17 protein-coding genes are annotated in these 18316 nt (G+C 70.1%); 5 read left to right on the top strand and 12 right to left on the bottom strand.

Annotation, left to right across the window (positions count from 1 at the left end; translation table 11 throughout):
* Window positions 1-29 precede the first annotated feature (29 nt).
* Together MCHT01_RS15015 and MCHT01_RS15010 are read right to left on the bottom strand one after the other, a co-directional pair.
* Window positions 30-800 carry a class I SAM-dependent methyltransferase gene (locus tag MCHT01_RS15015; protein WP_067066154.1) on the bottom strand — a complete coding sequence of 257 codons (771 nt, stop codon included), beginning with the start codon at window positions 798-800 and terminating at the stop codon, window positions 30-32.
* Window positions 797-1276, bottom strand: a complete 480-nt coding sequence (locus tag MCHT01_RS15010; RefSeq protein ID WP_067066153.1) for a GNAT family N-acetyltransferase — start codon at window positions 1274-1276, stop codon at window positions 797-799. Before MCHT01_RS15010 ends, MCHT01_RS15015 begins: the two co-directional genes overlap by 4 nt.
* Window positions 1277-1703: 427 nt before the next feature.
* Here MCHT01_RS15010 and MCHT01_RS15005 point away from each other — a divergent pair, with 427 nt between their 5' ends.
* Complete coding sequence (locus MCHT01_RS15005) at window positions 1704-2492, top strand: YecA/YgfB family protein (protein ID WP_084452685.1); 789 nt, start codon at window positions 1704-1706, stop codon at window positions 2490-2492.
* Between the two features lie 21 nt (window positions 2493-2513).
* Here the strand turns inward: MCHT01_RS15005 and MCHT01_RS15000 are convergent, their stop codons facing one another.
* The 4 genes from MCHT01_RS15000 to MCHT01_RS14985 all read right to left on the bottom strand — a co-directional run bounded on the left by MCHT01_RS15000 (window position 2514) and on the right by MCHT01_RS14985 (window position 8544).
* The gene (locus MCHT01_RS15000) at window positions 2514-5027 is read right to left on the bottom strand and encodes a prolyl oligopeptidase family serine peptidase (protein ID WP_148661540.1); all 2514 of its coding nucleotides are present in this window, start codon (window positions 5025-5027) and stop codon (window positions 2514-2516) included.
* A gap of 94 nt (window positions 5028-5121) precedes the next feature.
* A complete protein-coding gene (locus tag MCHT01_RS14995; RefSeq protein WP_067066151.1) occupies window positions 5122-6444 on the bottom strand; it encodes an Hsp70 family protein in 1323 nt (440 codons plus the stop codon).
* A gap of 119 nt (window positions 6445-6563) precedes the next feature.
* Window positions 6564-7877, bottom strand: a complete 1314-nt coding sequence (locus tag MCHT01_RS14990; RefSeq protein WP_067066150.1) for a D-amino acid dehydrogenase — start codon at window positions 7875-7877, stop codon at window positions 6564-6566.
* Window positions 7878-7923: 46 nt separating this feature from the next.
* The gene (locus MCHT01_RS14985; RefSeq protein ID WP_067066149.1) at window positions 7924-8544 is read right to left on the bottom strand and encodes a LysE/ArgO family amino acid transporter; all 621 of its coding nucleotides are present in this window, start codon (window positions 8542-8544) and stop codon (window positions 7924-7926) included.
* Window positions 8545-8693: 149 nt separating this feature from the next.
* On the opposite strand from MCHT01_RS14985, the gene MCHT01_RS14980 reads away from it, so the two are divergent.
* On the top strand, window positions 8694-9632 hold the full coding sequence (locus MCHT01_RS14980; RefSeq protein WP_067066148.1) for a LysR family transcriptional regulator ArgP: 939 nt from the start codon (window positions 8694-8696) through the stop codon (window positions 9630-9632).
* Window positions 9633-9650: 18 nt separating this feature from the next.
* On the opposite strand, the gene MCHT01_RS14975 is transcribed toward MCHT01_RS14980, so the two are convergent.
* Window positions 9651-9872, bottom strand: a complete 222-nt coding sequence (locus tag MCHT01_RS14975) for a hypothetical protein (RefSeq protein WP_067066147.1) — start codon at window positions 9870-9872, stop codon at window positions 9651-9653.
* A gap of 272 nt (window positions 9873-10144) precedes the next feature.
* On the opposite strand from MCHT01_RS14975, the gene MCHT01_RS14970 reads away from it, so the two are divergent.
* Window positions 10145-10372: a hypothetical protein gene (locus MCHT01_RS14970; protein ID WP_067066146.1), complete on the top strand. Its 228-nt coding sequence runs from the start codon at window positions 10145-10147 to the stop codon at window positions 10370-10372.
* Between the two features lie 55 nt (window positions 10373-10427).
* Here MCHT01_RS14970 and MCHT01_RS14965 read toward each other — a convergent pair whose 3' ends face one another.
* Both MCHT01_RS14965 and MCHT01_RS14960 read right to left on the bottom strand, forming a co-directional pair.
* Window positions 10428-10850, bottom strand: a complete 423-nt coding sequence (locus MCHT01_RS14965; protein WP_067066145.1) for a universal stress protein — start codon at window positions 10848-10850, stop codon at window positions 10428-10430.
* Between the two features lie 103 nt (window positions 10851-10953).
* Window positions 10954-12297, bottom strand: a complete 1344-nt coding sequence (locus MCHT01_RS14960) for a chloride channel protein (RefSeq protein ID WP_067066144.1) — start codon at window positions 12295-12297, stop codon at window positions 10954-10956.
* Between the two features lie 328 nt (window positions 12298-12625).
* Between MCHT01_RS14960 and MCHT01_RS14955 the strand changes: the two genes are divergently transcribed.
* Window positions 12626-13468, top strand: coding sequence for a metallophosphoesterase (locus tag MCHT01_RS14955; protein WP_067066143.1), 843 nt, complete (start codon window positions 12626-12628; stop codon window positions 13466-13468).
* A gap of 161 nt (window positions 13469-13629) precedes the next feature.
* Here the strand turns inward: MCHT01_RS14955 and MCHT01_RS27145 are convergent, their stop codons facing one another.
* The gene (locus MCHT01_RS27145) at window positions 13630-14457 is read right to left on the bottom strand and encodes a UPF0149 family protein (RefSeq protein ID WP_067066142.1); all 828 of its coding nucleotides are present in this window, start codon (window positions 14455-14457) and stop codon (window positions 13630-13632) included.
* Window positions 14454-15428, bottom strand: a complete 975-nt coding sequence (locus MCHT01_RS14945; protein WP_067066141.1) for a LysR family transcriptional regulator — start codon at window positions 15426-15428, stop codon at window positions 14454-14456. Before MCHT01_RS14945 ends, MCHT01_RS27145 begins: the two co-directional genes overlap by 4 nt.
* A gap of 303 nt (window positions 15429-15731) precedes the next feature.
* Between MCHT01_RS14945 and MCHT01_RS14940 the strand changes: the two genes are divergently transcribed.
* A complete protein-coding gene (locus MCHT01_RS14940; RefSeq protein ID WP_067066140.1) occupies window positions 15732-15974 on the top strand; it encodes a hypothetical protein in 243 nt (80 codons plus the stop codon).
* Between the two features lie 239 nt (window positions 15975-16213).
* Here the strand turns inward: MCHT01_RS14940 and MCHT01_RS14935 are convergent, their stop codons facing one another.
* The gene (locus MCHT01_RS14935) at window positions 16214-18082 is read right to left on the bottom strand and encodes a phosphoenolpyruvate carboxykinase (GTP) (RefSeq protein WP_067066139.1); all 1869 of its coding nucleotides are present in this window, start codon (window positions 18080-18082) and stop codon (window positions 16214-16216) included.
* Window positions 18083-18316 lie beyond the last annotated feature (234 nt).

Genomic DNA, 18316 nt, shown 5'->3' with positions numbered 1-18316 from the left:
CGCCACGTCGAAGTCGGTGTCCGCGCCGTTCATCGCGAGACCGTCCGGGGTCCGGGCCTGCGTCCCACCAGCACCGGCTGGAAGAGCACGTCGTCGAGCCGCTCGAGGTCGGTGAATCCGGCCTGGGCCATCAAGGCCAGCAGGCGATCGATGGTGACGGCGTAGTAGCGCGCCTTCATCACCTGCGTCGAGCACGCGCCGTCGGCCGCCTCGCGGGTCAGGTACATGCGGACGTCGTACTGGTCACCCTCCCATTCCCAGGCCTGCACCGCCAGGAATCGATCCGTCCCCTCGCGTCGCAGGCCGTAGGGGCGGACGTCGGGATGCACGCGCGGAATGGCGGCGTAGTCGCGCACCGAGAAGACCGCCAGGCCTCCGGCGCGCAGCACGCGCAGGCAGTTGCGGAAGGACTGGAGCAGCGCCTCGTCGGTGAGCAGATGCGGGATGCTGTTGTCGCAGGCGATGACGGCGTCGAGCGAGCCGTCCGCGGCGCCGGCCAGCGTGCGCAGGTCGTCGACGCGGGAGCTCACGGCGAGCCCACGGCGCGCGGCCTCCTCGTCGAGGCGGGCGACGCCGCCCGGCGACAGATCGGACGCCGCCATCACATACCCTTCGCCCGCGAGCCCGAGCGTCTGCGTGCCGATGCCGCAGGCGGCGTCGAGCACCCGGGCGCCCACCGGCACGCCGCGCGCGATCAGGAGCTTCGCCAGCGCGGCCCCCTGGTCATGGATCGACGCGTCCCAGTCCCCGTAGAGCAGGTGATAGAACGGGGCGAGCTGGTCGTAGAAGGCGGCGCTCATGCGGTCACGGTCCCACGCGGGGATCGCAGGTAGTAAAGATCGAACTCGCCCTCCTCCACCAGCGTGAAGCCGTGGCGCTGGTAGAAGCGGTTCGAGTCGCTCTGCTTCAGCGCGCCGACGCGCACGGGCAGCCCCAGCGCCTCGGCTTCGGCGAAGACCTCCGTCAGCACGGCGGCGCCGATGCGCTGGCCTTGCCAGGCGGGATCGAGGTAGAGGTGGTCCAGGGACAGCCAGGCCGCCATCGGCGTCGTGACGACGAACCCGACGGGCCGCCCCTGGACGACGATGTGCCGCGTGCGCGTGGGATCGAAGCTGGACAGGAAGCGCTCGCGGGCACGTAGCGGATCGAAGCGGCCGATGCGCTCGAGGCTGTCGCGCATCGCGGCGATGCGCAGCGCGACCAGCGCCTCGACGTCGTCGGCGCCCACCGCGGTGAGCGCGATCGTCACGGGCTCGACCACGTGACCGGAAGGCATGGAGAGGTTCGAGGCGGTCTCTGGCATCGCGCGATGCTAAGGGCCGCGGGGCCCGCCGCCGCTCTCCCCGACCCACAAAAAAGGACGCCCGACCAGCGGAGCTGACCGGGCGTTGCAAGTCCTAGAAAGGACGTCGTTGGGATCGGTGCATTCCAAAGTGGTGTCTTTCGGAACGCGTGATGTGGACTCTAGGGCGAACCCTGAGGGGGTGACATCCCCTGGAGGTGGGAAGACCTCTCAAAATGGTCAGCAGGTGTAAACATCGATCCGCATTGCGGAAACTCGACGCCGGTACCGCGACCAATGTTCGGTAGCGCACGAAACCGCCGTGGCTTTCGGCATCCCTCGACGTGCCCGGGCACGCGCCTCGTCGCGCGAAGGGAGGACGGCGGCAGCTCGTTCGGCGTCACCGGGATAATCGCCCCCCATGACCGCGCCCAAGAAGCCCCAGCAACATTCCCCCCGTCGTCCCCCGCAAGGAGCGCGCGCCGCCGCCGCCGTGTCGGCCCCGCCGCCGGAGTGGAGCGATGACGATCTCGAGGAGCTGCAAGCGCTGCTCGACGAAGTGCCCGCGCCGTTCGAACCCCTGGACGCCTCGATGCTGGACGGCTTCCTGGTCGCCGTGATCCTGCAGCCCAAGCCGGTGCCGCTCTCCGACTGGTGGCGCTGGGTGCTCGACAGCGAGGAAGGCCGCGCCGCGCCGGCCGGCTACGACGCCCAGCCGCTGCTGCAACTGGTGCAGCGCCGCGAGCGCGAGCTCAAGCAGGCGATCAACGATCGCCAGTGGTTCGATCCCTGGGTGTTCGAGCTCGACGAGGACGCGTCCCCGTCCGAGACCGTGCTCCCCTGGGTCGCGGGCTTCGCGCTCGCGGCGGACCTCTTCCCCGCGCTGATGAATCTGGACGAGAGCCAGCTCACCGAGCCGCTCGCGCAGCTCTACATGCACCTGGATCCCGAGGACCTCGAGGACGCGGACGCGCTGCTCGAGGAGATCGAGGGTCTGGAGCCCTCCGCCGATCTGGACGAGGCCGTCGAGTGCCTGGTGCGCGCCAGCCTGCTGCTGGCCGACGTCTCGCGTCCGCAACCGGCGCCGCGCAACGCGCCGCGTCGGCCGGGACCGCCGCGGGGCGGCCCCTCGCGCGGGGGCCCGCCGAGGGGGGGCTTCTCCCGCGGCCCGGGGACCGGCAGCCAGGGCGGGCCTCGCGGACCGCGCTGATCGCGTCGCCCCCTTCGGCGCTCAGCGTGCCGAAGGCGCCTTCGGGTCGGTGGCGCCGCCCGTGGGCGCGCCCGGACCGACCTGACGGCGCATCCAGTCGCTCATCTCCCACAGCGTGTGGCCCAGCGACTCGCGCGCCGAGTAGCCGTGCGACTCGTACGGCAGCGAGACATAGCGCACGTTGCCGCCCGTGCCCGCCAGCGCCTGGTACAGGCGCGCGCTCTGGATCGGGAAGGTGCCGGAGTTGTTGTCCGCGTCGCCGTGGATCAGCAGCAGCGGCTCCTTCAGCTTGTCGGCGTAGTTGAACGGCGAGAGCTTCTGGTAGACGTCCTGCGCCTCCCAGTAGGTGCGACGCTCGCTCTGGAAGCCGAACGGCGTCAGGCTGCGGTTGTAGGCGCCGCTGCGCGCGATGCCGGCCTTGAACAGGTCGGTGTGGGCGAGGAGATTCGCCGTCATGAAGGCGCCGTAGCTGTGGCCGCCGACGACGAACTTCTCGCGGTCGCTCACGCCCAGATCCACCGCCTTGTCGATGACGGCCTGCGCGTTGGCGGTGATCTGCGCGATGAAGCTGTCGTTCACCGTCTTGGGATCGCCCACCACCGGCATGGTCGCGTCCATCAGCACCACGTAGCCGTCCAGCAGCAGCATCAGCGGGCTGGTGCCGGCGAAGGTGTTGAAGCGATTGCCGGAACCGCTCACCTGGCCGGCCGTCGACGCGTCGGTGTACTCCAGCGGGTAGGCCCAGACGAAGGTCGGGCGACGCTCGCCGGCCTTGTAGCCCGGCGGCAGGTACAACCAGAACGACAGTTCCACGCCGTCGGCGCGCTTGAAGCGGACGAACTCGCGCTTGATGTCGCGCAGCTGCGGCGTCGGGTCCTTGGCGTCGGTCAGCGGCTTGAGATCGGCCAGCGCGGCGCCGGCGCGCAGCATCACGTTGCCCGGCTCGTTGACGCTCTCGCGCACCGTCAGCACCTGCGTGCCGGCGGCATCCAGCACCGCGAGCGGACGCTCATAGTGCGCGGCGTCGCCGTTGCGGCCGGACTGGAACACGCGCGTGGTCTTGTTGTCGGCCAGCGTGAGGCGGTCGATGAAGGGCTTGTCGCCCTCGGGGCTCGCGCCGGTACCGAAGTACCAGAGCGCGCCGCCGTCGACGCGCACGACGTGGCGGCCGTTGGCCTGGGTGCGCGTCTGCGGCGTGCCGGGATCGCGGTAGCGGTCGCGCACCGAGCGCTCCACCAGGCGCTTGCCCGGGGCGCTGCCGTCCATGGTCACCAGCTCGGTCGAGGTGCGCATCTTCGTCAGGTCGAAGTCCTGCACCAGCGCCTGGCGGCCGCCCTCGAGGAAGTCGAGCTTGGACAGGCGCTGCGCGACGCGATAGACCTCGCGCGGCGCGCCGGTGTACGGCGCGTCCAGACGCATCAGACGATCGCGGTTGGGCGCCTGCACGCGGTTGTCGCCACCGTCCAGCGCCTCGACCCAGTACACCGCCGCGTCCGCGCCCGGGGAGGCGAAGAAGTGACGCGGGCCGGTGATGACGCCCTCGACGGGCACGCCTTCCTTGAGCTTGCGACGGCCCACGGGGATCACCTTGCCGGCGAGGTCGCGCACCTCGGCCTGCGCGGCGAAGTCGTCCCAGCCGACCTGGTAGTTGAAGGGCTGCTGCAGGCGCGTGGTCAAGACCTGGCCCCCACCGGCGCCCAGGGCCTCGAGATGGACGAACATGCCGGGCTCGCCGATCGCATGGACAGCGCCAGTGGCCAGATCGACGCGGGTGAGCTGCGAGGTCGCGTGATGCGCGAACACGGCCGCATCCTGCGGATTGGTCAGCAAGTCCTGCTGGGTCCGCTCCGGCGAGTTGCGGCCCAGCGATTCCTGGATGGCCGGGCCCGAGGGCGCGCTGAAGGTCGGCGCCGGCCCCCGCTTGGCGGGCACGCTCAGCAGCAGCACCTCATGGTCGTTCACCCAGACCAGGCTGCTTTCCAGGAAGGTGTGCAGCTTGAGCTTGGGCACCGCCTTGAGCTGGCCGGTGGCGACATCGCCGACCCACAGCTCGACGGCCGAATCGGTCCGGCGGTTCAGCAGGAAGCGCTTGCCGTCGGGCGAGAAGCGCAGATGGTGGAAGGCGCCGCCGGTGGGCAGCGCGATGCGGCGCTCGGCGCCGTCAGGCAGCGCGCGCAGCGTCAGGCCGTCGATGGCGGTGATCAGCTGCGGGCTGTCGGTGGCGGGGTCGAAGCGCAGGCCAGCCTGGCGCAGCACCGGGCGGGCCAGCTCGGAGATCGCGCGGAACTTGCGGTTCTCGAGAATCGCCAGCGTGCGCTGGTCGCCGGACACCTGGTAGCTCGGCAGCGGCTTGGCGTCGAGCACCGCGCGCATGGCGGCGGAAGGCTGGCGGTAGGTCTGCGCCGGCGCGCCGGCGGGCGCGGCCTCGGCCCCGGTCGAAGCCGGGGCGGCGGTCGATGTGGCGCCCGCGCTGGACACGAAGCCGCCGAAGGCGGCAGCGAGGGAGAGGATCAGCGACAGGGGGCGGCGAGGCATCGACATGTATCTGGAACGTGAAGCAAAGGCGGCAATCTAGCAGCGCCTCCCCCCGCCGTCCGGGTTCACCCCCCCGGGTCATCCCCAGGTTAAGTCACGCAGCGAACAAGCGCGCCGCATGCAGGCCCAGGCCGGTCGCCACCGAAGCGAACCGGTCGCCGCGCACCTGGCGCGCCGCCGGGTAGTCGGCGGCGATGCGCTCGGCCAGCAGGCGCAGGCCGGTGGAGCCGCCGGTGAAGTACAGGGCGTCCACGTCCGAAGGCTTGAGCCCGGCGCGGGCCACGGTGTCGCGGCCGGCCTCGGCGATGCGCTCGATGTCGCCGCTCAGGGCGCCGACGGCGGCGTCCTCGGACAGATCCACGTTCAGGCCCGACTCGATCAGGCCCAGGTCGATGGAACAGCCGCCCCCGCCGGCCACGGCGATCTTGGCGTCCTCGGCGCGATGGGCCAGCTCGTGGCCCAGACGCTCCTCCAGCACGGTCATGAGGCGCTGATGGTGACGGGCATCACCGTAGAAGCTCTTCATGTTGCGCAGCTCCATGACGCGCTGCGGGCTGTAGCAGGTGTTGATCAGGTGCCAGGTGGCCAGGTCGAAGTAGATGCCGCTGGGCACTTCGCGCGGCGGCTGGCCGGGCCGCGACGGGCCGTGGGCGCGGTAGCCGAATTCCCGCAGGATGCCGGTCAGCTCGATGTGGCGGTCGAAGTCGGTGCCGGCGATGTGCACGCCGTGGCTGGCCAGGATGTCCTCGCGGCGGTCCAGGCGCTTGATCCGGTCCGGACCGACGCGCACCAGCGAGAAGTCCGAGGTGCCGCCGCCGATGTCGGCCACCAGGACCAGCTGCTCGCTTTCGGCCTGCTGCTCGTAGTCGAAGGCCGCGGCGATGGGCTCGAACTGGAAGTGCACGTCCTCGAAGCCGACCGCGCGCGCGGCGGCGGTCAGCGAGGCCTGCGCCGCGGCGTCGCGCTCGGGCTCGCCGTCGACGAAGTAGACCGGGCGGCCCAGGACCACGCGACGCGGCTCGCGGCCGTCGGCGGAAGCGGCCTGGCGGCGCAGCCGCTTCAGGTAGCCGGCCAGCATGTCGGCGTACTTCACGCCGCGGCCGCCGCCCACGTCGGTGACCTGGTCGATCAGGCTGGAGCCCAGGATGCTCTTCATCGAGCGCATCAGCCGGCCGTCCGTGCCCTCGACATAGGCGGCCAGCGCCGCCCGGCCGAAGGCCCGCGGCGGACCGTCGGCGTCATGTCGGCCCTCGGCGAAATAGAACACCGCGGTGGGCATGGTCGGGTGGTCGCCCTCCAGCGTCACCAGGCGCATCGCGCCGGGACGAGCGGCATCGGGCACCGCCACGGCGGAGTTGGAGGTGCCGAAGTCGATCGCGCAGAAATCGCGCGGCAGGTCGGAAGGCGAGGAAGACATGGCGCGGCCGAAATGGAAAAGGGCGCGGATTCTAGCCGCGCCCTGGTTGTGGGCCCCCTGCCCGGCGATGACGCCGGCAGGGGCTCCCCGGGATCAGCGGGCCGGAGGACCCCAGCCGCTCACGCCGTCTGCAGGCTGCGGACCGCCTTGGCGGGCAGCGCGTCGCCGTAGAAACCGAAGGCCAGATCCGGGCGCTTGCCGCTCATCAGCTCGGCCAGCGCGCGGCCGGAGCCGGCGCCGTGCGTCCAGCCCAGCGTGCCGTGGCCGGCGTTGATCCACAGGTTGGACGCCTTCTGGCTGCGGCCGATGTAGGGCACGTTGGTCGGCGTGCTGGGGCGCAGGCCGGTCCAGTAGTTGGGCTCGGACAGATCGGCCACGCCGGGGAAGAGCTCCTCGTAGCGGCGCACCAGGGATTCGCAGCGGACCTTGGAGGTCGGGCTGTCCAGGCTGGTGTCCAGGCCCACGAGCTCGGCCGTGCCGGCGATGCGGACGTGGTCGCCCAGGCGCGAGATCGCGATCTTGCGGGCGTCGTCCAGCAGGCTGACGGTGCTGGCCTGCTCGGGCTTCTTCAGACGCAGCGTGGCCGAGTAGCCCTTGGCCGGATAGATGTTCAGGTGCTCGCCGACCGATTTCATCAGGCCCGGCGCGTAGGAGGCCAGCGCCACGACGTAGGCGTCGCCCTTGAGCCATTGCGTCTCGCCGGTCTCGCGCGACTTGATCTGCACGCCGGCGATCTCCGAACCCTGCGGCTGCAGGGTCACGATGTCGTGGTTCCAGTGGAACTGCGCGCCGCGCTTGGCGGCCAGACGCGCCAGCGCCTGGGTGAAGACGCGGGCGTCGCCGGACTCGTCGCTGGGCGTGTAGGTGCCCCCGAAGACCGCCTGGCCGGCCGAGCGCAGCGCGGGCTCGATGGCCAGCGTCTCCTCGCGGCTGAGGATGCGGCGATCGACGCCGTGACGGCGCATGATCTCGGCGCCTTGCGCGCCGGCCTCGAAGTCTGCCTCGCTGCCGAAGAAGTGCAGGATGCCCTTGGTCAGGCGGTTGTACTCGATGCCGGTCTCGGCGACCAGCGACTGCAGCGACTGGTGGCTGTAGCGGCCCAGGTGGACCAGTTGCTCGACGTTGCGCTCGAAGGCGGCGGTCGTGCACTGGCCCAGGAAGCTCAGGCCCCAGCGCCATTGCGCGGGATCCAGGCGCGGGCGGAACAGCAGCGGCGCGTCGTCGCGCAGCAGCCATTTGGCGACCTTGAACGGCGCGCCGGCATTGGCCCAGGGCTCGCAGAAGCAGACCGAGATCTGCGCGCCGTTGGCGAAGCTGGTTTCCAGCGCCGCGTCGGGCTGGCGGTCGACGACGACCACGTCGTGGCCCTGGTCCAGCAGGTACCAGGCGGTGTGGATGCCGATGATGCCGGCGCCGAGGACGATGACTTTCATGGAGGAGCTCCTGGGAGAACTTGTGGTTCCGCGGATGGGGTCCTGGTCAGGCCAGCGGGCGCAGGATCAGCTGCAGTCCGAGCACGGCCATCACGATCGCGATCAAGGCGTCGATGCTGCGCCAGACCGCCGGCCGGCGCAACGGCCCGGCCACGGCCGCGGCGCCGAAGCCCAGCAGCGAGAACCACATCCACGAGGCCACCGACGCGCCCGCGGCGAACGGCGCCTGCATGCCCTCGGGCTGCTGCGCGCCGACGGTGCCGAGCAGCACGACGGTGTCGAGGTAGACATGCGGATTCAGATAGGTCATGGCCAGCGTGCTGCCCAGGACCGCGCCCAGCGAGGCGCTCCCGGCCTGGGCCTGCAGGCCGGCCTTGGGCGACAGCGCCCGCAGCCCCGCCTTGACCGAGTAGCTCAGCAGAAACGCGGCGCCGCCCCAGCGGAAGATCTCCATCAGCAGCGGGCTCGCGGCGATCAGGCGGCCCAGGCCGAAGACGCCCAGGCAGATCAGCAGGATGTCCGAGATCGCGCAGACGAAGACCACCGGCGCGACGTGCTGGCGCATCAGCCCCTGGCGCAGCACCAGCGCGTTCTGGGCGCCGATGGCGACGATCAGGCCGGCTCCGGTGAGCCAGCCTTGCATCAGGGCCGTGCTGAAGGGGGACATGGCGTCGTGGGGGAGAGGGAGCGAGGCGCCGGAGACCGGCCGGGCCGGCAGCACCGGCGGAACTGCGGATTGTCTTGAGGCACTTCGATTCCATGAAGTGGGATTAATATCTCAGCGGGGACATTAGCGATGCTTATGAAAGGCCCACGATGAAGGACCTCGACGCCGCCGGCCTGGACTGCCTGGCCGCGCTGGCCGACGAGCGCAGCTTCGAACGCGCCGCCGAGACGCTCGCCATCACACAGAGCGCGGTCTCGCAACGGCTGCGCAGCCTCGAGGCGCAGGTGGGGCAGCTGCTGGTGGTGCGCTCGCGTCCGTTGCGGCTGACGGAGCCCGGCAAGCGGCTGCTGCGCTACGCGCGCCAGCTGGCGGCCTTGCGCTCGGACGTGGTGCGGGAGCTGGGCGTCCAGTCCGCCCAGACGGAGCGGCTGCCCATCGCCGTCAACGCCGACAGCCTGGCGACCTGGGTGCTGCCCGCGCTGGATCCGCTGGTGCAGCGCGGGCTGCGGGAGGGCTTCGGGCTGGAGCTGGTGGTCGACGACCAGGACTTCACCCACGACTGGCTGCGCCAGGGCGAGGTGCTGGGCTGCGTGACCACGGTGCGGCAGGCGCTGCGCGGTTGCATCGCCCAGCCGCTGGGGGTGATGCCCTACATCGCGATCGCGAGTCCGGCCTTCGTGGCGTCGGCGCTGCCGCAGGGCCTGAGCGCCGCCAACTTCGCGCAGGTGCCCTTCCTGGTCTTCAACCGCAAGGACGACACCCAGCAGCAATGGGTCCGGCAGGCGATGGGGCTGCGCTCGGCGCGGCTGAACGCGCGCTACGTGCCGTCGAGCGAGGCCTACGTCAACGCGGTGCGGATGGGATGGGGGATCGGCGTGGCGCCGGAGTTGCAGGTCCGGCCGCTGCTCGCGAGCGGGGAACTGGTGGCCCTCAGGCCGGAGGTGCAGGTGGAAGTGGCGCTCTACTGGCACCAGTGGAAACTGGGCGGCGAGACGGCCGCGGCCCCGGAGGGCGGATCACCGCCGGCCTTGCTGGATCAGATCGGGGAAGCGCTGGCGCTGGGCGCGCGGCAGGCGCTGCGCGGCTGAGGCCGCAAGCTCCCGAGCTCAGCGCTTGGCGGAAGCGACCTGGATGTGGGCCTGCGGCACCGACGCGTGAGCGCGATGGCCATCGGCGCCGGACGCCGGCGCGGCGCCCTGTTGCGCCAGACGCAGGCGGAAACCGCCTTGGTCGTGGGCGTCCTGGACACTGTTGGCCAGCCACGTGGACATCAGCACCACGCTGCTGACGATGGCCCAGGTCAGCGACTTGTGAATCAGCGGGGACATGAAAAATGAAACGGCATCGAGCGATTTGCTGGAGGCCGTGAGCATAGTCACCCCTCATTGAGGGGGGGATCCTACCTAAGTGGGGTACGTGGTTATTCCGCCGCAGCTGTGGCGGGCATACCGCAATCTGTGTGGATTTGTGTGCGGGTTTTCATGTGGCACCGGATCTGGGGATTCTCCCGCAGACGAGATCGTTCAAACTGTGGCACAGCCCGCGGCGCATCGCATCGGCGCCGTGCCGGACAACCCCGTACTTGCCGACGAGGTCCATCATGAGTTTCGCCTCCGCCCTGCGCCTTTTCCGTCGCAACAGCCCCGGCGCCCACGAGCCGGAACCCGCCGACATGGGCACCGCCTTCGGCATGGAGGCCAGCTTCGGCGACGCCAGCGAGTACGAGGATTTCCGCCGCAGCGACTATGGGCTGGAGTCCGAGTCCGCACCGGGCCCGGTCGCCGAGACCGAGTCCCCGCTCTCCTGGATGCGCACCCGCCGCAGTTGAGCGATCGGGGCCGCGTCGCGCGGCCCTGGCCCGGGCATCCACGCCCGGTGACGCCTCAGCGGATCAACAGCACCGGGATGTCGCAGTTCGCCATGACCTTCGTGGCGACCGATCCCAGCACCAGCTTGCCCAGGGCGGTATGCCCGTGCGAGCCCATCATCAGCAGGTCGAAACGGCCCTTGGCCGCGACCGCGGTGATCGCTTCCGACGCCTGACCCGTCTTGACGACGTACTGCGCCTTGATGTTGCGTTTGTCCATGAAGGTGCGGATGGGCTTGAGCACCTTGTCCGCCTCCTCCTGGTAGTACTCGGCCAGCGTGGCCTTGTCGATGACGGCCGCCGCACGCGGCGGGACCGCGGAGACGACGTGCACGACCGTGTAGTCGTGGGCTCCGCCGAGCCACTCGTCGTGGGCGGAGAGATAGGCCAGCATGCGCTTGGAATACGTGCTGCCGTCGACGGCGACCAGGATCTTCATCGTTGTCGGGTCCTCTCTGATGGCTGTGGGCCGGGGGGCCGGCCGGAGGGCAGTGTGGCACAGCCCTCCCCCGGAAATCCGGCGCCCGCGCACCGGGCGGCCCTCAGGGGGCCGGCGGGCGCGGCGGGATTGACGGATCCGGAGGCGACGCCTCCGCGGCGGGCAGGCGCGCCAGCTGTGCCAGGGCGAGCCGGTGATAGATCGGCACGCTGATCCAGCGCGACACCAGGCTGGCCAGCAGCGCCGCCGCCATCAGGCTGAGCACCATCGCGTGGCCGTCCACCATCTCCATCACGATGATGAAGGCCGTCAGCGGCGCCTGGGTGACCGCGGCGAGGAAGGCCGTCATGCCCAGGGCGATCAGCGCGGCGGCCCCCTCGTCGGTGCCCGCCAGTTGCGCGATGTCGCTGCCGATGCCGGCGCCGATCGCCAGCGAGGGCGCGAAGATGCCGCCCGGCACGCCCGACCAGACCGCCAGCCAGGTGGCCACGATGCGCAGCGTCACGTAGAGCACGGGCAGGTCGAGGTGGCCCTCGACGAGGCGGCGGGTGTAGTCGTAGCCGCTGCCGTCGGTGGCCCCGCGGCTGACCAGGCCGATGATCGCGATGGCCACGCCGCAGCCGAAGGCGAAGCGCACCGGATAGCGGGCGCGCCAGCGGCTGAAGCGGTCCGGTCCGCCGAGCAGGCTGCGCTGCAGCAGCCGCGAGAACAGACCCCCCAGCAGACCGCAGCCCACCGCCGTCAGCAACCCGGGCAGCAGATGCGCCCAGCTCAGGCGATCGACGCGCAGCCGGCCGAAGTAGCTGGCGTTGCCGAACACCGAGACCGCCATCAGGCCCGACAGCACGATGGCCGCGATGATCAGGCCGCTGCTGCGCTGCTCGATCTTGCGGGTCATCTCCTCGATGGCGAACATCACGCCGGCCAGCGGCGCGTTGAAGGCGGCGGCGATGCCGGCGGCCCCCCCGGCCACCAGCAGGCCGTCGTGGTTCAGCGGCGAGCGCCGCGGCAACCAGCGCTGCGCATGCTGCATCACGCCCGCCGCGATCTGCACGGACGGCCCTTCCCGGCCGATGGCCAGGCCGCCGAGCAGCCCGCCCGAGGTCAGAAGGATCTTGGCCGCGCTCAGGCGCAGCGAGACGAACAGCCCGCGACGCGCCGGCGGGACGCTGGGCGACAACGCCGCCATCACCTGCGGAATGCCCGAGCCGGCGGCGCCCGGCGCGAATCGCCGCGTCAGCCAGACCAGACCGGCCGTCCAGCAGGGGGTCCAGATCAGCACGGCCATGGGCTCCCAGGCCCTCAGCCGCGCGAAGCCGCCGATCGCCTGATCGCTCAGCCAGGTGAAGAGCACCACCGCCAGTCCGGCCGCGACCGCGTACGACAGGACGACCGCCCGCGCCAGCCACTGGCGCCAGTCGGCGAGGTCGTCGCGCACCGAGGACAAGAAGTCCGGCTCTGCGGGGGCGTGGGCGTGGACGGAAGGCGACGGTGGGGCCGAATCTGGTGCCGATGCCGATGCAGGAGTCGGAGTCGGAGTCGGGATCGGAGTCGGGCCTGGCGCCGGAGCCAGCGCCGAAGCGGGCGGCTCGGTGGGTTTCGGAGCGGCTTCGAGTTCGTCGGCGGGCGGCGCATCGCGCGCCGGCGGCTCGCCGGAGACGGGGGGATCGTCGGAGGGCGGGAAAGACATCGGGGCAGTATCCGGCCGGAACGCCGATGACATCGGCCACCACGGGCAGAATCAACCGCTTGATCGCCACTCGCCCCGTTCCGTCGTGCGCCTGCAACTGATTTCCGACCTCCACCTGGAGCGCCAGACCGATTTCCAGACCACCGCCCTGCCCGGCGTCGACCTGCTGGTGATCGCGGGCGACGTGGGCTCGTACCAGGCCGGCTCCCGGCTGGTGACCGACGACTTCGGATTGGGCCGGTTCTCGCCGAAGCGCGAGGACGCGGGCTGGCCGCGCGTCCTGTACGTGCCCGGGAACCACGAGTACGACGGCATCGAGTACACGACCGCCCATGCCCGGTTGCGCCAGACCTGCGCGGACCTGGGCATCGAGTGGCTGGACCGCGAGCGCATCGACATCGACGGCGTGCGCTTCCTCGGCACCACGCTGTGGGCGGACTTCGACGCCCTGGCCGCCCGCGAGCCGACGCCCACCAAGCAGCTTGCCGCGCGCGAGAAGGCTTTCCGCGCCGCCAACTTCTATCTGCGCCGTTACTCGACCTTGATCGACGGCGAGCACATGCTGGCCGAGCGCCAGCGCGATCTGGCGCTGGAGTGCCAGGCCTGGCTGCGCGAGGCCTTGGCCCAGCCCTTCGACGGGAAGACCGTGGTGGTCACGCATTACGCGCCCAGTCTGCGCAGCGCGGACCCGCGCTACGGGCTGGCGCCCGGAACGGCGGGCTTCTGCAACGCGCTCGACGAACTGATCCCCTACGCCGATCTCTGGCTCCACGGCCACTTGCACTGCCTGCAGGACTACCTCGTCGAGTCGCCGACCGGGCCGCGCGGCGAGGTCCCGCACCGCTGCCGCGTCGTGGCCAATCCGCTGGGCTACGCCAACAAGGGCGAGCAGGAAGACTTCCGGCCGGAACTCGTCATCGAGATCTGAGGCGCCCACCCGGCCGGCGTCCCGGCGGGACGAGCGCTCGCCCCGAGGCTCGATCTCTCGCGCGCCGATGAAAAAGCCGGCACGCCTCTCGGCGGCCGGCTTCGGCGGGACGTCGGCGCCCTCGACGGCGCCACGCCCCTGGGTTCAGGTGCTCAGGCGCTTCAGGCGGCGCCGTGGCAGTTCTTGAACTTCTTGCCCGAGCCGCAGTGGCACGGATCGTTGCGGCCCAGCTTCGGCGCGTCGCGGCGCACCTGCTCGACGTGATAGCGCTGCTCCTCGGTCGCGGCCTGCAGATCGACCACGGTCAGGATCAGATCCTCGATCGCCTCGTCGATGTTCTTGAGCGGATGCTCGCGATTCATCGTCTCGACGATCTCCTTCTCCTCCGGCGTCTCGGCCGGCAGGTGGCGGTACAGGCGGGCCAGCAGCGTGTTGACGTTGTCGTCGGCCTGCTCGTGCAGGTCGGGGAAGGTCACCGCGGCGTATTCGAAGCCGCCCACCCAGGGCAGCAGCGCGCGGGTGATGGGATCGTCGGGCAACTGCAGGGCCTCCGGGTCGGTGCCCTCGGCGGCAGCATCCTCGCCTGCTGCGACGGCATCTTCCGCCTTCGCTGCGGCTTCGGCGGCGTTCTCGCCGTCTTCGGCCGATTCACCGTCCTCCCCCTCCTCGGCGTCCAGATCCAGTACCACCGGGTAGAACCAGCCTTGCTCCAGCATGCTCTGGTTCAGGGAAGCGAAGCGGCGCTCGACCAGCGCGCGCACGCGGGCCAGCCAGGCGGGGTCGACGTCGTCCGGCAGCGGGCGGCCGTCGTAGTCGAACACCGGGGGCAGCCACTCCTCGATCGGGATCAGGCGGGGCTGCACCAGCACGCCAGCCAGGTAGCCGTCCAGCATCGAGGCGTCCAGCGGCTCGAGCGGTTCGGGGGTGGCGGCGAGAAGGTCGTCGAGTTCGTCGAACTCGGCGTCGGAAAGGTCGTGGGCAATGCTCATGGGGCGCGATTGTCGCCGTTCGCGTCGGCCGGCGCCGTCCCCGACGGCAGCGCCACGGAATCGACCAGCCGCTGACGCATCCAGCGCTGGGCGCTGCGGTCCTCGTTGCGCAGGTGCCAGAGCACGTCCACATGGACCGGCGAGAGCTGCATCGGCAAGGGCCGGTAGATGAGTGATTCCTGGTAGCCGGTCGCCGTGATGAAGGATTGCGGCAGCACCGTCAGCAGATCGGTGTGGGCGACGACCCGGCCGGCGGTGAAGAACTGGTTCACCGTCAGCGCGATCCGGCGGCTGCGCTTGAGCGCCGCCAGCGCCTCGTCGACGAAGCCGTAGGGCCGGCCCGAGAAGCTCACCAGCAGGTGGTGGGCCTGGCAGAAGGCATCCAGCGTGAGTTCCTGGTCGGCCAGCGGATGGCCGCGGCGCATCACGCAGACGTAATAGGAGTCGTAGAGCCGGAGCTGGTGGATGGACGCCATGTCACCCTGCCCCTTCAGCGCGGCGACCGCGGTCGGGAAGTAGCCGAGGGCGAAATCGGCCTCGCCCTGTTCCAGCAAGGCCCGCGGGTCGCGGGTGGTCAGCGGAAGGACATGCACGTTGGCCAGCGCTCGCAGCTTCTCCAGCTGTTGCATCAGCGGTGGGAGGATGAGCGCGGCCGTCGCGTCGGCCATGGCCAGGCGGAAGGTGTACTCCTCGGAGGTCGGCTGGTAGTCGCCGGGATCCAGCGCCACCCGCAGCCGGGTCAGCGCGGAGCGCACCTCCGGCCACAGCCCCTCGGCCCGGGACGTCGGCTTCATCCCGAAGGCCTGGCGCACGAACAGGTCCTCGCCCAGCGCTTCCCGCAGCCGCTTGAGCGCGTGGCTGACAGCGGGCTGCGTCATGGACAGACGCTCCGCGGCGCGGGTCAGGGAGCGCTCGGCCATGACGGCGTCGAACACCTTCAGCAGGTTCAGATCGAGGTTGCGGAAGCTCATGGGTGGGTTCCGGCTGGCAGTTTTTCACGCGGAAGCGTCGGATCGACATCGCCACCAGCTCGGCGCGGAGGCCAATTTCCGTTCCGGATCGACGCCGAATGGGACCAACGACGACAGTTGAACGGGATTCCGAACCGCCACCGTGATCGGCATCACGTGTTGGCCGCGCTCCGCCCAATGATATGCACGGCGTTTATACATTCAATGCCCATCTTTCATTGGCGACATAGATAGGGGAAACCCTATAGTTCGTTCCGTCGGCTCCAGAAGGGCCGCGAAACAAGCCAATCAAAGGAAATCGCCATGAGCGTCGCTACCCAAACCTTCGGTCTTCCCCTGAGCCGCACGGTGCGTCGCGGCGGCACGTTTGCCACCATCGGTGCCCGCGTGTGGGCCCGCACGATCACGAACGTGAAGGCCCGCATCGAGAACGCCAAGATGGCTCGCGCCGAACGCGAGCTGCTGGCCCTCGCCGCCCAGTACGAAGAGAGCATGCCCTCCTTCGCCGCCGAGCTGCGCGCCGCCAACGCCCGTCGCAACGGCTGAGAAAGCCTCCCCCTCGCCGGGTGCCGTCTGGCCCGGAAGTGACTCCTGATGTGAGCGCAGGCTCTCACAGCTGACCGCAACAGGACTCGCGCAACAACAGCCCGCTTCGAAGTAGTTCGAGCGGGCTTTGTCTTTTCCGGGTTCAGCGGCGGAAATGAGGACGCCCGCGGGATGCGGGCGTCGGCAGGAGACCGGGCGAGACGCCGGGCGCGAACCCGGCGCTGCCGATCGAGGCGGAATCAGGCCTTGGCCAGACGGCCTTCGATCTTGGCCTTGGTCGCCGGCAGCTCGGCCGGCAGGTTGTGGGCCAGCTGGACGAACAGCTCGTCATGCAGCTTCAGTTCGGTGGCCCAGTCTTCGTTGGAGATGTGGGTCACGGTCTGGAACTGCTCCGGCGTGAAGGCCAGGCCTTGCCAGTTCAGGTCCTCGTAGCGCGGGCTGGTGCCGAAGGCGTGTTCCACGCCCTGGCCCTGGCCGTCGACGCGCTCGAGCATCCACTTCAGGACGCGCATGTTCTCGCCGTAGCCGGGCCAGACGAACTTGCCGTCGGCGCCCTTGCGGAACCAGTTGACGCAGAAGATCTTCGGCAGGGTGGCGCCGGACTGGCCCAGCTTGGCGCCCAGGGACAGCCAGTGCTGGAAGTAGTCCGCCATGTTGTAGCCCATGAAGGGCAGCATCGCGAACGGGTCGCGGCGCACGATGCCCTGCTGGCCGGCGGCGGCGGCGGTCGTTTCCGAGCCCATGGTCGCGGCCATGTAGACGCCCTCGACCCAGTCGCGGGCCTCGGTCACCAGCGGCACGGTGGTGGAGCGGCGGCCGCCGAAGATGAAGGCGTCGATCGCCACGCCGGCCGGGTTGTCCCATTCCGAATCCAGCGCCGGGTTGTTGGTCGCGGCGACGGTGAAGCGGGCGTTCGGGTGAGCGGCCTTGGCGCCGGTTTCCTTGGCGATGGCCGGTGTCCAGTCCTTGCCCTGCCAGTCGATCAGGTGATCCGGGGCGGCGTCGGTCATGCCTTCCCACCAGACGTCGCCATCGTCGGTCAGCGCGACGTTGGTGAAGATGACGTCCTTGTCCAGGCTGGCCATGCAGTTCGGGTTGGTCTTGACGTTGGTGCCCGGGGCGACGCCGAAGTAGCCCGCTTCCGGGTTGATCGCGTACAGGCGGCCGTCCTTGCCGGGCTTGATCCAGGCGATGTCGTCGCCGATGGTCGTGACCTTCCAGCCCTCGAAGCCCGCCGGCGGGATCAGCATCGCGAAGTTGGTCTTGCCGCAGGCGCTGGGGAAGGCGGCGGCGACGTGGTGCTTCTTGCCCTCGGGCGAGGTCACGCCCAGGACCAGCATGTGCTCGGCCAGCCAGCCCTGGTCGCGGCCCATGGTCGAGGCGATGCGCAGCGCGAAGCACTTCTTGCCCAGCAGCGCGTTGCCGCCGTAGCCGGAGCCGTAGGACCAGATCTCGCGGGTCTCGGGGTAATGGACGATGTACTTGGTCTTGTTGCAAGGCCACTTCACATCGGCCTGGCCGGCCTCCAGGGGGGCGCCGACGGTGTGGACGCAGGGGACGAACTCACCGTTGTCGCCCAGGGTGTCCAGGACCGCGCGACCCATGCGGGTCATGATGCGCATGTTCACCGCGACATAGGGGCTGTCGGACAGCTCGACGCCGATGTGGGCGATCGGGGAGCCGATCGGGCCCATCGAGAACGGCACCACGTACAGCGTGCGGCCGCGCATGGCGCCCTTGAACAGGGCCTTGTCGCCGGTCTGCAGCAGGGCGCGCATCTCGGCCGGTTCCATCCAGTTGTTGGTGGGGCCGGCGTCCGCCTTGTTCTTGGTGCAGATGAAGGTGCGGTCCTCGACGCGGGCGACGTCGCTGGGGTCGCTCCACGCGAGGTAGCTGCCCGGGCGCTTGGCGGGGTTCAGCTTCTGGAAGGTGCCGGCGTCGACCAGCTGCTGGCACAGGCGGTCGTACTCGGCCTGGCTGCCGTCGCACCAGTAGACGTCGCGCGCCTCGGTGAGCGCGGCGATTTCAGCGACCCAGGCGACGAGTCGCTGGTGCTTGACGTAGGCGGGCACGTTCAGGCGCAAGCCTTCCATTACGGGCTGGTTCATGGCGAGTTCCAATTTGAGGATATGAAAAGCGGAATTGGGTCAGCTCCGATCCGGTGGCTCCCGCCCTGTTTTTCAGAGGAGAGTCCGCGGAGCTGACCCAATGCCGCGCGCCATGTCGGGTGCGTGGCACCCTGAGGAGTCCAATGTAATCACGCCGTAACTCGCGTGCTCGCCACGGTTATGCGTTTCTGGAATGGTTTGATGCCGGGGCGGGCGAGCCCCTCGGGCGGCGCT

The sequence above is a fragment of the Mitsuaria chitosanitabida ATCC BAA-476 = NBRC 102408 genome (genome assembly GCF_001598255.1).
GTDB classification, from domain to species: Bacteria; Pseudomonadota; Gammaproteobacteria; order Burkholderiales; family Burkholderiaceae_C; genus Roseateles; species Roseateles chitosanitabidus.
The sequence above is the reverse complement of the archived record's forward strand: the minus strand, read 5'-3'. Positions and strand labels throughout refer to the sequence as shown.